Consider the following 15,809-nt stretch of genomic DNA (forward strand, 5'->3'; position numbering starts at 1 on the left):
CGGCGGCCTTCCCTGTGATGAAGGCGCGGTGCGGCGCCGTTACGGGGCCTGGAGACCGACGAGTTCGGCCAGTGTCTCCTTGTGCCGGCCGGGCGTGCCCAGGGCGATCTCGGCGGACTTGGCGCGCTTGAGGTACAGATGCGCGGGGTGCTCCCAGGTCATTCCGATACCGGCGTGCAGTTGCACGCACTCCTCGGCCGCGTGCACCGCGACCCGGGAGCAGTACGCCTGCGCCACGGACACCAGCAGCGCGGCCTCCGCGCTGCCGGTGGCGAGCGCGTCGGCGGCGGCCCGGGCGGCTGCCCGCGCCGAGACGACCTCGAGCCACAGCTGCGCCATCCGGTGCTTGAGCGCCTGGAAGGAGCCGATGGGCCGGTTGAACTGGTGGCGTTCACGGGTGTGGCGGACGGTCTTCTCCAGGCACCATTCGGCGACACCCAGTTGCTCGGAGGCGAGCAGTCCGGCTCCGGCGAGCAGACCGCGGCGTACTGCGGTCTCGCCGGTCGCCGCGTCCGCAAGGCGGCTGCCGCCGGCGCCGGCGGTGACGGCCGCGAGCGGACGGGTCAGGTCGAGCGCGATCTGCGGCTCCACGGTGACCTGTGAACTCTCCACCGCGTACAGGCCGTCGGGCCTGAGCACCAGGAACACATCGGCGTTCACCGCGTCCGCGACACCGCTGGTCCGCTCGGCGTCCCACGACAGCGGGCCTTCCGAGGAGGCGGCGAGCGGCACGGCCAGCACGGCGGTGCGGCGACCCGTGGCCAGCGCGCCGAGCAGCTCGGCGACCTCGGCCGTCTCGGTGTCGAGCGCGAGCAGCGTCTCGGTCGCGATCACGGAGCTGGTCAGAAAGGGCGCCGGGACGACGCTGCGGCCCAGTTCCTCCAGCACGACGGCGACCTCGCGGTGGCTCGCTCCCTGGCCGCCCAGCTTCTCGGGCACCAGGAGGCCGGCCGCGCCGACCTCGGCGGCCAGGGCCTTCCACAGCTCCGTGTCGTACGGCGTGCCGCTCTCGGCCCGGCCCGCGACCAGGGCGGCCGGGTCGGCACGTGCGGTGAGCAGGGAGCGTACGGCGGCCCGCAGATCGGTCTCCGCCTCGGAGTAGAGCAGATCAGTCATCGCGCGAGGTCCTTCCAGGCGATGTCCTTGTCGCTGCGTGGCTCGGCGGGCAGGCCGAGGACGCGCTCCGCGACGATGTTCAGCAGCACCTCGCTGGTGCCGCCCTCGATGGAATTGCCCTTGGAGCGCAGATAGCGGTAGCCGGCCTCACGCCCGGTGAAGTCGACGAGTTCGGGCCGGCGCATGGTCCAGTCGTCGTACAACAGCCCCTCCTCGCCGAGGAGTTCGACCTCCAGACCGCTGATCTCCTGGTTGAGACGGGCGAAGGCGAGCTTCATTCCGCTGCCCTCGGGGCCCGGCTGGCCGGCGACGAGCTGCTGGCGCAGCCGCTCACCGGCGAGCCGGGAGACCTCCGCCTCGACCCACAGCGTCAGAAGTCGCTGGTGCAGGTCATGGGTGCGCAGTTCGGGACGCTCGCGCCAGGTCTGCGCGACCGGGCCGATCATGCCGCCCTCGCGCGGCAGGCGCATGCCGCCGATGGAGACGCGTTCGTTCATCAGGGTGGTCTGGGCGACCTTCCAGCCCTCGCCGACCTCACCGAGCCGGTGCGCGTCGGGAATGCGCACATCAGTGAGGAAGACCTCGTTGAACTCCGCCTCGCCGGTGAGCTGGCGCAGCGGGCGCACCTCGACACCGGGGTCGGTCATGTCGCAGATGAAGTATGTGATGCCCTGGTGCTTGGGCAGGTCGGGGTCGGTGCGGGCGATGAGGATCGCCCAGCGCGCGACATGGGCGCTGGAGGTCCAGACCTTCTGCCCGTTGACGACCCACTCGTCGCCGTCGCGTACCGCCCGGGTACCGAGGGCCGCGAGGTCGGAGCCGGCGCCGGGCTCGCTGAACAGCTGGCACCAGACCTCCTCGCCGATCCACAGGGGCCTCAGGAAGCGCTGCTTCACCTCCTCGGAGCCGTACGTGAGGATGGTGGGGGCGGCCATGCCGAGCCCGATGCCGATCCGGCGCGGGTCGTTGTCGGGCGCGCCCGCGGCGGTCAGCTCGGCGTCCACGACGGCCTGGAGGGCGCGCGGTGCGCCGAGGCCGCCGAGGCCCTGCGGATAGTGCACCCAGGCCAGTCCGGCGTCGAAGCGGGCCCTGAGGAAATCGCTCCGGTCCGTCTCGGCGGGCGGGTGGGCGGCAAGCAACTCCTGGGCGCGGGTGCGCAGTTCCGCTGCGTCCGTCATCGGGTCACCTCCGGGGGAAGTACGACGAGGCGGCCGGTGGTCGTGCCGTCGGCCACTCGCTGGACGGCGTTCGCGGCGTCCGTGAAGGCGACGCGCTCGCTGATGAAAGGCTTGATCAGGCCCTTGGCCGCGTACTCGGTCAGCGTCTCGTGGCAGTGCACGATCGAGGCCGGGTCCTTGACCGCATACAGGCCCCAGTGCAGTCCGACGATCGAGTAGTTCTTGACCAGGGCGTGGTTGAGCGCGGGCGCGGGGATGTCACCGCTGGCGAAGCCGACGATCACGATCCGGCCCTCGAAGGCCACGCACTTGGCCGACTTTGCATACGCGTCGCCGCCCACCGGGTCGTAGACCACGTCGGCACCGCGGCCTCCGGTCGCCTCCTTCACGGCGGCGACGATGTCCTCGCTGCGCCGGTCGATGACGACGTCGCAGCCGAGCTCGCGGGCCACGGCCGCCTTCTCCGCTCCGCCGACGACTCCGATCACGGTGGCTCCGGCGGCCTTGCCGAGCTGTACGGCTGCGCTGCCGACACCGCCGGCGGCCGCGTGGACGAGAAGCGTCTCGCCCTCCTTGAGGCCGGCGCGGCGGTGCAGTCCGAACCATCCGGTCTGGTAGCCGATGTGCAGCGCTGCCGCCTCGGCGTCGTCGAGGGCTTCGGGTGCGGGCAGCAGCGCGGCCCGGTCGGCGACGACGTACTCGGCGAGTCCACCGTGCGGCAGGGCCGGGTTGGCGATGACGCGCCGGCCGTCCTCGGTCTCGCCACAGATCTCCACCCCGGGGGTGAAGGGCAGCGGCGGCCGGATCTGGTAGTGCCCGCGGCACAGCAGCGCGTCGGGGAAGTTGATGTTCGCGGCCCGGACCTTGAGCAGCGTCTGCCCCTCGCCGGGCGTGGGCCGGTCCGCCTCTTCGAGCGCCATCACCTCGCCCGGCTCGCCGTTCCGGTGCACTCGCCATGCCTGCATTTCGGAGCCTCCACAAACCGTAGGCGGTACTCACTGGATCGCATACTAAGCGGTCGCTTGCCCATTCGGAACCCCCGGCCCGGCCCCACGTCACGGAGGTCGACAGCAGTCCCTGCCACCCCTGCCACCCCTGCCACCCCTGCCACCCCTGCCACCCCTGCCACCCCTGCCACCCCTGCCACCCCTGCCACCCCTGCCACCCCTGCCACCCCTGCCACCCCTGCCACCCCTGCCACCCGCAGGGTGCCCGCAGGGTGCCCGGCTGCCACGCAAGGGAGCACGGCCGCGGGCCGCCGCATGCGATCCGACCGGCGCGCCTTGCGGATCACCCCGGCAGCGGACACTTCGTCTACCGCCGGTACTTCCGGTGCGTCATCACCATGTCCTTCTCCTGGCTCGGCGTCAGCGTCTCCAGGAACATCGCCCGGCCGGACCGCCGGCCGTCCCCCGCCTGCGGGTGCGCGAAGAGGAACAGAAGCCGGGGGAACTCGCTGAGCAGACGGTGTATCAGCTCGGGGTCCGGCGCCTGGTGCAGCACGATCGTGAAGGGACCGGATTCTTCCTCGTGCTGCAACAGCAGCCCGCGCATCTCCTCCTTGTCGTATCCGAAGCCCATCGCGACCTCCGACGCCAGGACGTCCCGGATCTCGGCGATCAGTCCGTCGATGAACCCGGACCCGTCCTGCCGCGGCACCGGCTTGCGCAGCACCCAGGGTTCGGGCACCTCACTCGCCCTGCGTACGTACATGTCCGGGGTTTCGTTGAGCGCCGACTGCAGAAGGGCCACCCGCTCGCCCGGGGCACATCCCAGACGGCGCAGTTGATCCGCCGCCTGCTTCGGGACACGGGCGAAGGGGACGACAAGATCGACTATCTCCTCGCGGTGCTCCTTGATCCTCACCTGCGGCAGGAAGTGCTTCAGCGCCAGCCTCATGACGCAGCTCTCGCCGAGCCTGTGCACCGGTCGCTCCGTCAGCAGACCCTGCGCGACGACGTAGCGTGAATGGTCACGCGCATAGGCCAGCGTGGCAACGCCCAGGATCTCGGCGGTGCGTTCCAGCGCGGCGTCGGAGACCTCGGAGATACGGCCGGCGATGAAGTCCGTCACCTGGGGATACGGCAGCCCGCCGAGTCGTTCCACGAGAGGGCGGAGAGTCTGGGCGATCCTCGCCGACGGGACTCCCGGCCCGGTCTTCCAGTCGATCATGTCGAACCGGCCGAGGTTCTGCTTGCCGAGCATGCTGTCGGGAAGTTCGCGGCGTCGCACGCCCGGCAGTGTGACCGGCAGGATCAGGAAGGCTTCGTCACTGCCGGCGCGCTCCGCGGCGGCGACGATCGCCTCCTCCATCACGTGGTAGGAGGCCAGGGCGTGCGGCGACAGCAGGATGATCATCCCGTGGCAGTGCTTGATCTCCTTCAGGAGCTTGCTGTTCCAGTCGTTCCCGCCGCTCAGCACCCGCCTGTCGACCACGGGATCGCAGCCCAGTTCCGTGACATGCGCCTCCAGCGCGTCGAGATAGTCCCGGCACATGCATCCCTGCCGGGGCGCGCACGGGGAGCTGTGACTCAGGAAGAGCCTGGGACGTACCATCGCCGCTACTCCTCACGGCCGAGGGCACGAGCGGCGGGCAGCAGCCGGAGCAGGCGGACACCGGCGGTGGGAATCGTCACCGACATGTCCGTGGAACAGTCGATCGCGGTGCCGTCGAGCAGATCGAGCAAGCGTCCGGTCTCCCCTCTGCGGCCGAGATCGCTCAGGCTCATGGTCACCGTCTCGGTCTCCGACCCCGCGTTCACGAGACACACGATCGTCTCGTCGCCGTGGGTGCGCCGCACACCGAGAACCATCGGCTGTCCGACGAAGTGCAGGACATGTCCGCTGCCTCGGGACAGCGCGAGGTGGTTGCGGCGCAGTTGCAGCAGCACGGCCAGGGCCGGCTCCTCGACCAGGGACAGCGGGAGCACGGGGCAACCCGGCAGACTGAGCAGCACAGCGGCGGCGAGCTGCCGCTGCGCCCCTTCGAGGCCCGCCGCCGGCGCGTATCCCCACTGGGAACCGGGACGCGCCGTGCGCAGGGAGGACAGGGCTCTGGTCAGGTCCGGACCGAACGACGTGGGGTCGTACGCCCCCAGGTTCCGGTTGCGGATGCCGCGCCCGAGGGTCTCGTCCAGCGATGTCAGGACCACGTGGCAGGCCGCTTCGGCTTCGTCCGGGTCGCCGAACGCCCGGGTGGCGGCGAGCGGTGCGAGCGCCGCAGATCTCCCCACCAGGACTCGGTCACCGTAGCCGTCCAGGAGGTGGCGCAGGTCGTCGAGGACTCCCTGTTCCACGGAGCGTGCCGCGACACGCACTCCGTCGAGATCCCGGTCGAGCCACCGGCGTACGGAGTCCAGCACCCTGGCGGCCGTCACGTCCGGGTCCCGGTCCATGTTCAGTTCCATGACGATGTGCACGCCGTACCGGTGCGCCACGCCGATCAGGTCGGCGAGCGCCGCGGTGGCCTCACCCGAATCAGGCACGACCGCCTCGAGCGTCCCCCCGTCGGCCGACGGACGGAAAGGCCCCACGACAAGGCATCGCACCCCGGACCGGGCCGTGGCCTCCATCCCCGCCGCCAGCTCGCGCAGCCCCGTCCCGGTCGTCGGCTGAGGAGCAAGCGCCATGACACATCCACGGATCCACTCGGGCGCACCGTCGGTGGCGGCCGGCGCCTCGACGTCCGGGGTGATGACATAGCGTCTGCCGTCCTCGGTGCTCAACTCCACCGGACCGCCGGTGCCGGAGACCGCCCACTCTCCGGTGCCCAGTGCGAAGACCCCGTAGGCGGGGAACGCGAGCCGCACCTCCCGCTGGGGATGTGCGGCAGGGCCGATGGGCCACAGCAGCAGTCGCGCGTCCCCTCCGGCCGCCGCGACCTGCCGGCCGTCCCCGCTCACGGCCAGCCCGGTCACCTGCCACGGAGCACTGCCGACCGGCGCCACGACGCCGGCCGCGGTGGCCGACGCGTACTGCACACTGCCGTCGGCCAACGCCCAGACGAGCAGCCGGCCGTCCGGCGAGCCGGTCACCGCGGTGACGTCGCGTGCAAGGAGCTGTCCCGATTCCCCGTGATCTTCGAGAGGAGCCCCGCCGTGAAGCCACAGGTCCCCCGATCCGTCGAGGAGCGCGAGGTGGCGTCCGCCGGGTGTCCACCACAGCGCACGCGCCGTCGTGGCCTGCTCGTTCGTGAAGGTCCCGCCCTCCGAGCGGCTCGTGCCGGACCGCCGTACCAGGAGGGCCGAGCCTGAGGCGTAGGCCTGCACCAGTCCCGCTCCCGCCTCGACGGGGAAGTGCACACGGCAGGCCTCGGTTCCTTCCGGACGGCTGATTCCCGACGTCTCGCCGGGGGTCAACCGGTACTGTCCCACCTTGCCCTGCTCCACCCAGGCGACATGGGCACCGTCGGCCGACAGCGTCAGGGAGCTGCGCGCCGCGCCGTCGGGCGCGGCGGGAATGCGCAGCACCTCCGTGCCGTCCACGGCATGCAGCACGATCGTCCCGTCCTCCAGCAGCATCCCGTAGCGCGTCCGCCTGCCGTCGGCCACCGCGGGTACGCCGGCCGCGACAGCCACCACGGCCGCCCCGGCGTGCGAGATGGACAGCGTCGGCACACCGTCGTCACCGAGGCTCTGCACCACCGTGAAGGGCAGATGAATCTGTTGGTTCCGGTGCAGCTCAAGCCGTACGGGCGGCGCCGTCGGCACCGGTGTGAGGGCGCTGGCCGCAGCGAGCCGCACCTTGCGCACACCGACCGCGCGAACGGCCCGGGACCCGTCGGCGGGCGGAAAGCTGAGCACGAGGCCGTCGGACCGGGCCGACACTCCGACCGGCACATCGCGCTGCACCAGTCCTCTGGCCTCCGCCGTGGACGTCGCCGGCCGGCCGAAGGGGTCATGAGGCGGCTCCAGGCCGAGCCGTTCCGAGGAAGCCACCTGGATCCGCCAGGCGGCGTCGTGCCGCTGCACCCCGGCAGGCAGCCTCGGCAGGTAGTGCAGCGCCCAGCGTCCGAGGTCGTCGGCGGCATCACCGGTCGATGTCACCGCGTCCAGCGCCCGCTCGAGATGGCGCATCACCTCTCGGCGCGTGGCAGGCGACGGGAAGAGATCCGCCCACAGGAGTTCCTCGAACCAGCGGGTCATCGGCGGTGCGTCCCGGTGCGCTTCCGCCGTGAAATCCCTGACGTCCTCGACGTGCCGGGACGGTCGGCGGGCAAGCATCCGCCGCAGCACCGCCGCCGCTTCGGGGTCCAGGAGCAGCGTCTTCTCGCCGGCCGCCTCCACCAGGGGCGAGAACCACAGTTCCGCCTCGAGGCCCGCGGTGGAGCGCGGCAGGAAGCGGAGCCTCGCCCGCCGCAGGAAGGCACGTTCCACCCCGGCTGCCAGGGAGAGGCACTCGGCGAGTTCGACGAGTTCGGGCCGGACCTTGCCGAGATCGGCGATGTACTCCTCCATGCCCCTGCTCGGCATGACCCCCTCGGCGGTCACAGCCGCTCCAGCCATCGCCGTACGCCCGATGTCGCCTGCCGGGCGTGTCGCAGCGAGATACTCCGGTCGAACGGGATGAACGCCACTCTCCTGCGCAGCGCCGCGGTGTAGTCGGCGGGATCGTACGGCGTCAGACACACGACCGGGCACCCCGAGTGGAGCACCACGTCGATGAATGCCCGCCATTCCTCGGGACCGGCGGTGGAGCCGCCCGCGAACGGCGGACGCATACGGCCGAGGTCCGAGAACAGGACCACCGGGGTGCCCGGCAACGGGGGCCGGTAGCGCTCCCGCACCAGTGGGCCGCGTCGTACGACGCCCCTGCCAGGCGTCCCCCGGAAACGCAGCACCTCGACGCGGTCCCGGCCGGCGATGCTTCCCACCAGGTCGTGCACCCACGTGCGGTCGTCCTGGAACGGGGCCATGCCCGCACCATGGTCCAGCAGAAGCTGGGCGCCGCGGCGCGTACTGAGCCGCTGCCGGCGCGGTACGGCACGCAGCGCCTCCCTTCGCGCGACCTTTCGCAGGAGGGCCGACTGGTCGAGCTCGCGGCTCTCGACGGACGTGGAGACCGTGGCGAACATGATGCCTCGCGCCCAGTCCGGCTTCCACGGCGGCTCATGCGCCGGCTCGGCGGCCACCCGCGTGCGTCGCAGGAGGTCCGCGCCCGCGCCGGGTCGATGACCCTCCGGCGGCGAAGCCGACGCCCCCCGCAGCCCGCCGAGAGACGTGACGGAGAAGCCGACCGACCGCTCGGTGAGGCTGACCGCCTCCCCGGGCAACGCTTTGGGCACAGCTCTGGACGGAAGTACGACCGCTTCGGGGAACGTCGTCACAGGGTCGTCCGCACCGGCCGACGACGGGCCGGTCGGCCGGACGGCCGGGTGATCGGCCGATGAACTCCCCTGGCCCTGCGGCGGGTTGACCGTTTCCCTGCTCCGCTGGCCGAGCAGTTCGGCCATGCGCAGCGCAGTGGCCGGGTCACGCGGCCGCAGTTCGGCCAGAGCACGGACGAGGTCGCCGAGGCACACCTCTCCCCGTGCGCTCATTTGGCGGGCTCCAGCCCCTCGCGTCGCTTGCGCAGGGTGACCGCTTCCAGCGTCTCCCACTCCGGTGTGCCCGGTACGACGCCCAGTTGCTGGCTGGCCTTGAGCGCGTCGAGGAACTCGGCGGTGCTGGGACCGGCCGCGGAGTCCTCCAGCCGGGCACGGACCGAGAGGATGTGACCGGCGACCTGCTCGGCGAGCTCCTCCTCGTACAGCTCTCCCAGATGCGACCTGGCCACCCTCAGCAGATGATCGGTACTCGGCGCACCGAGCTCGAAGACGATGCAGCGCCGCAGAAAGGGCCGGGGCAGTTCGCGCTCGTCGTTGGTGGTGATGACGACGAGCGGGGCCCGCTCGGGTCTGATCGACACGGCGCGCTCCTCGTCCCAGGGGAGGGGGAACGAGAGGGAACCGAGCGGCCCCAGAAGGCTGTTGGGCAGGTCGGGGTCGGCCTTGTCGATCTCGTCGATCAGCACGACGGAGCGCTTGGTCTCACCGGCGGCGAACGCCCTCCAGAGAGGGCCCTGCGTGTAGTAGTGATCGATGCTCGGAGCCAGCATCTTGGCCTGGGCGTCATTGAGGCGCTTGAGCGCGTCGAATCGCCACAGAAGGTCCTCGGGCTCGGTCCTCGCGGTCACGACATGCGCGTGGTAGTCCCAGCCGAGGATCCGCGCGACGTTGGGAGCCAGCGACGACTTGCCCGAGCCCGGGGGCCCGAACAGGAGCAGCGGACGGCCCGTCTTGAGCGCGATGTTCACCGCCAGTACGACCTCGTCGTCGTCGAAGACGTACACCTCGTCGTCCGCCGCGTACCGTGCGGCGCCGTCGGCCGGACCCTCCACGCCCCCGGCCTCCCGGCCGTCGGCGCCGGGGTCGAACTCCTTGTCGTACTGCAGCACACGACCCTCCCTGGCGGCGAGATCCCGGTCCCTCATTCTGCCCTGCCCCAACTGCCCTCACCGGGTGATTTGGACACCCGTCAGAACGGTCACGCCCGGCAGCCTGCCCCTCCATACCGCCCGGTCGAAGCGGCCGCCTGCCGACGGGAGACAGAGCAGTCGCAGCCGGGGTGCGGACGCCAGTCCGGCGAGAACGGACGTTTCGGGGACCGGGGAGATCTCGAGGAACATCACCCCTGAGCCGGCCAGCGCCGTCAGGTCTGCGAGGGGGCAGTCGGACACGCTGAGCGTGCGCAGCCTCGGCAGGCCGGTGAGGCTGCCGAGATGGGACAGGGCCGGGTTGCCGGAGATCACCAGCGTGTGCACGAGCGGCATCAGCCGGAATGCGGAGAAGTCGGTGAAGTCGCCCCGGCACACCACACGTTGCACGCTGCTCCCCAGGCGGGCGATCTCACCCCGCTCCTGCGTGCCGGTCAGCTCCAGCGTTCGCACGGCGGGGGCCGGCGCGTCCGTCTCGACCGACCACGAATCCACCAGGACGGACGCGGCGAACGGCCGAGCGGAAAGGGGACCGATCTGCCCGTCGTCGGGGACCGATGAGGGCATGAGCGACGCGAGCCGGCTGATGTACACCTGTGCCTCGTTGCCGCCGATCAGCTCGGCCGTGCGGATGAGCCGAGGCAGCGCGGGATGATCCGACTCGAGATCTTCGGGGCCCGGCAGCAACTCCAGGACCATGGGGCCCACTTCGGCCAGCGCGGCCGCTTCGTCCTCCGTGCGGGGCGGAATGAGCTGTCCGATCCGCTCCTCGACCGCGCCGCGTACGGCCGGTTCCAGTTCCACCATGTCCGCCAGTGACACTGCCGCCAGGACGAACAGACGGGCTCTGTTCTCCGGTTCCTGGTCGCCGCGGTTCAGGATCGCCCGGAACATCGAGGAGCGGTCACGCCGCGTGGCGTGGCCGAGCGCCAGGCGGACGACGTTGTGCCACTGGTCGTCGTCGGCACGGGCCACCAGTTCCGAGAGCGCGCCGGTGTGGACGGCTTCCCGCGCGGCCAGATAGTCCTGGAACGAGCGGTGCAGGAAGCCGATCCCGTCCGCGGCGGATTCACGCAGGACACCGCTGCGGTTCAGCAGATGCCGCAGGACCTGTTCGGCATCCCCCTGAGCGCCGACGCGCGCGAGAGCGGGGAGGGTTCGCTGGACGAGATCGACGGCCTGACGCCGGTCGAGTTCGCTCCGGCCGTTGCGCTGCAGCCAGATCGCGAGGCTCTGCAGCAGCACCTGGTGCGATTCCTTGTCGAGTTCCAGTCCGTCCGGGCGAAGGACCTCCCGCTCCCGGTCCCGTCGTTCGAGCAGCATCGACAGGGCTGCCTCGTAAAGATCCGCGCGGTCCGGCGGCAGCAAGCCGGCGCGCTCGTGGTGGAGTGCGCAGATCAGAGCGCACATCAGGGGGCTCGTGACCAGGCTGCGCAGTTCCGCCTTGCTCGTGACAGCGTCGAGGAGAGGCTCCAGAGGTGCTCGCTGCGCGCCCTCGGATGTGGCATCGTGCCACCGGCTGATCAGCAGCCGGGCATCGTCCAGGGGCAGTGGAGCCAGTGCGAACTCGGTGAAGTCCATGTCCGCCAGCCACGCTTCCTGGACCGCGGACGGGCGGGACGTCACGACGCACAGGGTGTCCGGATACGCTGCGAGAAGGTCCGCGAGCCATAGCCGGACGCCGTCCCGCTCCGCCCGGTCCACCTCGTCGACTCCGTCGACCAACAGCATGCCCCGGCCTGCCGCCAGCACCCGTTCGGCCCATCCCGAGGGCGGTTCGGCAGCGGCACCCGAGCCGACGGCGTCGAGGAACCGCGCGGGATCGGGAAGTCGGCCGCCATCACGCACGAGCGTCCGCACAGGGAGCGGGAAGGGCACGTATGGCCCGTGCGCGTGGACCGCCAACCATTGCAGCAAGGTCGTCTTGCCTGAGCCCGGGACGCCGCGCAGCATCACACGACGGCGGCCTGACTCGAAGAGCTGTTCCGCGCGAACCCGCGCTCCGTCCTCCCCCGCACCGATGGCTGTCAGTCCTGTGTAGACCGAGGACAGAGGCATCCCAGCGGCCTGTCCCACGTCGGCGCCGAAGATGTGGACCCTGCCGTGACGGGCGGCGACAGCGGCCAGGTAGCTGCGTTCGAAACCGTCGTCGTCGGCGAGCTCGACCGGAAAGAATGCCTTGACCGCCGAGATGTCGAAACTGTCGGGCATCGAGGGGAGGGCGAAGTGGTCCGCCGCGGACTGGACGCGCTCGGCGATGGACCGCACCACATGCCGGTACTCGGCGCTCTCCGGGTCCGACCGCATCAGGTGGAGAAGACCGTGCTCGAGATAGGTGCGGCCCATGCTCAGGTCCGCGTACTGGATCGCCTGCACCTCCTGCGGCAGCATCCGTGCCGGCACCGGCTCCCAGATCACCGGTACGAGAGCATGCGGCCACATATCGGTCTCTTCCCGATAGCGGGCGACCCTTCCGGCGAAGGCGCTCCACTCCTTGCCGCAGTATTCGCTGCGGAAGTAGGCAGGTGAGTACAGGGCGACGAGCGTCCTGCAGGAACCGATGGCCCGGCTCAGCCCCCGCAGCCAGTCCGCCCCCACGTGCAGACGCTCCGAGTCCCGGAAGGCGGGCTGCCGGCGCGAACCGGTGCCGGGCAGCTCCAGCACGCCCAGAAGGTCCTCGTAGAACCGCCGGACGTAGGCCGTGCGGTCGTCCGACCTGGCGTAACTGAGAAAGAAATATGGGTAGTCCAAGGCACCCCCCGTGCCGACGCATCCTAGGTCGTACCCCACTCGGACAGACCCCAGACACCGGGAAACGGACCATCCGGAGCCACATCTTCGGCCGCCACCACGGCCGGCGCCGTACGAGCGCGCTCCCTGGACGGGGCCTCAGCCCACGGTCCAGCGGATCATCCATGCCTCGTTCTGGATGGAGATGACGTGCTCGCACTCCGCCACCAGAGCCTCCGCGCGCTCGGGGGTGCGGACGTCATCGGCCTCCCAGCGTTCCAGCAGGCGCTCCAGTTCCTCCGCGGTGCGCATGAACTCCAGCTGCTGGTAGGCGTATCGCTGTGCGACGGCATGGGCGATCACGGCCACGGAGACCGAGGCGGCGACCGCGACCCAGCCGGCGAGCCAGCCGATGGAGAAGGCACCGGCGGCGGCCGCCAGCACCGCGCCGACTCCGCCGAGGACGGCTTCGATCCACCCGACCACACGCAGCCTTCGGGTCATCCACCGGGCCTTGGGCCGGTAGTAGGAGTCGATCTGCCGGCGCAGCCGGTGCTCGACATAGGAGTCGATGTCCGTCACCGGCGGCAACGGCCTGACCTTGGCGGTGACCTCGGCCGTATAGCGCACCAGGTCGCCGCCGTCGCCCCGGTACGCGCGGGACCGTTCCGCGAGGAGTGCACCGGTATCCGCCGTCGCCCGGTAGGGACCGACGCCCGCGAGGCAGGTGTAGACCTCGGCCTTGAGTGCCTCGGAGACCGCTCGCAGCCGGGTCCAGTCGTTGAGGCGGCCGGGGCCGCCCCGCTGGGCGACGACCGGCACGGCGCCGGCGGCGCATGCGGCGGCGAAGGCAAGGACCGTGCCCACGGTGGGACTCCAGCCCATGGTCTGGGCCGCCGCCGTGCCCAGCACGGCCGCCGCGATGCCGAGAGCGAGGGATGCCGTGCGAGCGCCCTCGACCGACTTCTTGAGCTGGTCAGCGCTGCGCGACCAGACGCTCTGCTGGTCCCACACCTTGGCTGTCGCCGAGTGCTCCTGGATCGCTGTCACGGTGCGATTCTGGACCGTGACGCAGTGCCGCGCAAAGGGTCGGCGCTCCGTCAGTTCACAACTGTCACAGGTGAGTTGGCCGAGCCGCCCGTGTTCGCCCGGTCCACCCGCTCGCGCTCAGCGCCCGAACAGCTCGAACGTGACGGCCGGCCTGCCGCCGAAGCGCGCCGCCGCGGCCCGGGTGGCGCCGCCGAGGAACGTACGGCAGTACTTCTCCGGGTCCTGGTCCGTCAGCACCTCGAGATAGGTACGGTGCTCCAGCAGGGAGCGCACGGCGCGGTCGAGGCCCGGGCCCGCGTCGACGGCGTGTGTGGGGGTGCTCGATGCGGCGACCGCCACCCACCGCACTCCGTTCCACGGCTCGAGGCCCTGTTCGGAGATGAGCTCGGGGAAGATCCACCGGTTTCCGGCGTCGGAGGCCGCATCCAGGGCCGCCCGGCCGACGGCCCGGTGGTCGGGCGTGTTCCAGGCCGTACCGCCCCAGGTGTCACGGTGATTGAGGGTGATCACCAGCTCCGGGCGGTGCCGGCGGACGGCAGCAGCGATGTCCCGGCGCAGCCGGGCCCCGTACTCGATCACGCCGTCCTCGTGGTCCAGGAACTCCACGGTGGATACGCCCACGACCGCGGCGCTCGCCAGCTGCTCGCGCTCGCGCAGCGGCGCGCATGCGGCCGGGTCCATGGTGTCGATGCCCGCCTCGCCCCGGGTGGCCAGAAGGTACACGACCTCCCGCCCGCCGTCGGTCCACTGCGCGACCGCGGCGGAGCAGCCGTACTCGAGGTCGTCCGGGTGCGCGACGACGGCCAGCGCACGCTGCCAGTCGGCGGGCATCTCTTCGAGCTGCGGGATTCCGCGATCGCTCGTGTGCTCGGTCATGCGCGCAGGATACGTTCCCTGACCGGCCGTCAGAGTTCGCCGCGGGCGAGGGACAGCAGCCGGTCGAGTACGCGCTGCCCGCCGGCGCGCACCCCGTCGTGCTCGTACTCGTCGGTGACCCAGGTGCGCAGTCCGCGCACGGCGCGTGCGGTTTGCAGCGAGTGGGCCGTGTCGACGTACATGTCGTCGTGGTAGACCGCCGCGGCGACCGGCACCTGGTTCACGGCGAGCCGTGCAGGGTCGTACAGCGGCTCCCAGTCGGTGCGGGCGGCCAGCAGTTCGGCGCACTCGTGGAGCGGGCGCAGCGCGGGATCGACCTCGAAGTGCCAGGGGTGGATCGACTCGCCGGTGAACAGCAGCGGGCCGTCGCCGGACAGCGCCGCCCCCGCGTCGAACTGCGGGAACTCGGCCCGTACGCGCTCGGCCGCCCAGGCGGTCGCTGTGCCGCCCTGGGCGTAGATGGCCTCGTGGAGCGCGGCGTACAGCGGATGCCCGGCGAACGAGAGGACGGCGTGCACGGCCTCCTGGAAGGTGTCGGAGAGTTCATGGCCGGAACCTGTGCGCACGAAGGCGTCCTCGAGGAGATAGTGCAGCCGGTGGGTGCCGTCCTCGCTCCCGAGCAGGATCCCGAGGGACTGGAACGCCTCGTGCGTGAGCACATAACCGCCGGGCAGTACGGTCTTGCGCTCGGCGAGATGGACGGCGACGCGCCGGACACGCTCCACGTCCTGCGGGTAACGGTCGTAGTGGGCCTCGACCTTGCGCTGGATGCGCGGGTAGGCCGCCCGGTAGATGTCGTCGGCGTGGGCGTCGAGGGACGGCAGGCCGCCGGTGATCAGTACGGTGCGCAGCCCTTCGGGGGCGGCTCCCAGGTAGTGGGTCGCACAGAAACCGCCGAAGCTCTGGCCCAGTACGGTCCAGGGCGCTCCGCCCGTGAGCCGGGGCCGGACCGCCTCGCAGTCGCGCACGATGCTGTCGGCGCGGAAGAGGGCGAGATGGTCGGCCTGCGCCTGCGGCCCGCCCCGCTGAGGGAGCGTCTGACGGTTGAGCGGGGTGGAGCGGCCGGTGCCCCGCTGGTCCAGCAGCAGTACGCGGTGGTCCTGTACGGCCCTCCCGAGCCAGGCCTGTTTGCCGACGAAACGCCGGGCGCCATGGCCGGGACCGCCCTCCAGGTAGACCAGCCACGGCAGGTCGGCACCCGTGCGGGTGGCGGCGACGACCTCGCGGCCGTACAGCTCGATCTGTTCCCCGGCCGGGTCCCGGTGGTCGAGCGGGACGGTGAAGCGGCGGTCGGTGAGAACGACTCCGGGCTGGCGGTAGCTGGTCAATGCTGCTCCTGCTGCTGTTCCTGTACGCCCCCGCCCGCCCAGTGGATCACAGTCGGGG

Annotated in this window: 11 protein-coding genes; all 11 read right to left on the bottom strand. The window is 71.2% G+C overall.

The window, feature by feature from the left end; all coding sequences use genetic code 11:
- Positions 1-39: 39 nt before the first annotated feature.
- Positions 40-1,116 carry an acyl-CoA dehydrogenase family protein gene (locus OHS70_RS02005; RefSeq protein ID WP_328392964.1) on the bottom strand — a complete coding sequence of 359 codons (1,077 nt, stop codon included), beginning with the start codon at positions 1,114-1,116 and terminating at the stop codon, positions 40-42.
- Positions 1,113-2,294 (bottom strand): acyl-CoA dehydrogenase family protein, encoded by a 1,182-nt coding sequence (locus OHS70_RS02010; protein WP_328392966.1) that lies wholly within the window; start codon positions 2,292-2,294, stop codon positions 1,113-1,115. The genes OHS70_RS02005 and OHS70_RS02010 overlap by 4 nt, the downstream gene beginning before the upstream one ends.
- Positions 2,291-3,259, bottom strand: a complete 969-nt coding sequence (locus tag OHS70_RS02015; protein WP_328392968.1) for an NADPH:quinone oxidoreductase family protein — start codon at positions 3,257-3,259, stop codon at positions 2,291-2,293. The genes OHS70_RS02010 and OHS70_RS02015 overlap by 4 nt, the downstream gene beginning before the upstream one ends.
- A 349-nt stretch (positions 3,260-3,608) precedes the next feature.
- Positions 3,609-4,790, bottom strand: a complete 1,182-nt coding sequence (locus OHS70_RS02020; protein ID WP_328392969.1) for a toll/interleukin-1 receptor domain-containing protein — start codon at positions 4,788-4,790, stop codon at positions 3,609-3,611.
- Between the two features lie 65 nt (positions 4,791-4,855).
- A complete protein-coding gene (locus tag OHS70_RS02025) occupies positions 4,856-7,783 on the bottom strand; it encodes a hypothetical protein (protein WP_328392971.1) in 2,928 nt (975 codons plus the stop codon).
- On the bottom strand, positions 7,780-8,832 hold the full coding sequence (locus OHS70_RS02030; RefSeq protein WP_328392973.1) for a hypothetical protein: 1,053 nt from the start codon (positions 8,830-8,832) through the stop codon (positions 7,780-7,782). The genes OHS70_RS02025 and OHS70_RS02030 overlap by 4 nt, the downstream gene beginning before the upstream one ends.
- On the bottom strand, positions 8,829-9,728 hold the full coding sequence (locus OHS70_RS02035) for an AAA family ATPase (protein WP_328392975.1): 900 nt from the start codon (positions 9,726-9,728) through the stop codon (positions 8,829-8,831). The genes OHS70_RS02030 and OHS70_RS02035 overlap by 4 nt, the downstream gene beginning before the upstream one ends.
- A gap of 57 nt (positions 9,729-9,785) precedes the next feature.
- A complete protein-coding gene (locus OHS70_RS02040; RefSeq protein ID WP_328392977.1) occupies positions 9,786-12,518 on the bottom strand; it encodes a TIR-like protein FxsC in 2,733 nt (910 codons plus the stop codon).
- Positions 12,519-12,656: 138 nt separating this feature from the next.
- Positions 12,657-13,547, bottom strand: coding sequence for a DUF4231 domain-containing protein (locus OHS70_RS02045; RefSeq protein WP_328392979.1), 891 nt, complete (start codon positions 13,545-13,547; stop codon positions 12,657-12,659).
- 117 nt (positions 13,548-13,664) lie between these two features.
- A complete protein-coding gene (locus OHS70_RS02050) occupies positions 13,665-14,423 on the bottom strand; it encodes a PIG-L deacetylase family protein (protein WP_328392981.1) in 759 nt (252 codons plus the stop codon).
- A gap of 29 nt (positions 14,424-14,452) precedes the next feature.
- A complete protein-coding gene (locus OHS70_RS02055; protein ID WP_328392983.1) occupies positions 14,453-15,751 on the bottom strand; it encodes an alpha/beta fold hydrolase in 1,299 nt (432 codons plus the stop codon).
- Positions 15,752-15,809 lie beyond the last annotated feature (58 nt).

This window comes from Streptomyces sp. NBC_00390, assembly GCF_036057275.1.
GTDB lineage: Bacteria > Actinomycetota > Actinomycetes > Streptomycetales > Streptomycetaceae > Streptomyces.

Bases quoted from the DNA above. Each gene is read 5' to 3' on its own strand.
- OHS70_RS02005 (WP_328392964.1), bottom strand. From the start codon at position 1,116: ATGACTGATCTGCTCTACTCCGAGGCGGAGACCGATCTGCGGGCCGCC.
- OHS70_RS02010 (WP_328392966.1), bottom strand. From the start codon at position 2,294: ATGACGGACGCAGCGGAACTGCGCACCCGCGCCCAGGAGTTGCTTGCC.
- OHS70_RS02015 (WP_328392968.1), bottom strand. From the start codon at position 3,259: ATGCAGGCATGGCGAGTGCACCGGAACGGCGAGCCGGGCGAGGTGATG.
- OHS70_RS02020 (WP_328392969.1), bottom strand. From the start codon at position 4,790: ATGTGCCGGGACTATCTCGACGCGCTGGAGGCGCATGTCACGGAACTG.
- OHS70_RS02030 (WP_328392973.1), bottom strand. From the start codon at position 8,832: ATGAGCGCACGGGGAGAGGTGTGCCTCGGCGACCTCGTCCGTGCTCTG.
- OHS70_RS02050 (WP_328392981.1), bottom strand. From the start codon at position 14,423: ATGACCGAGCACACGAGCGATCGCGGAATCCCGCAGCTCGAAGAGATG.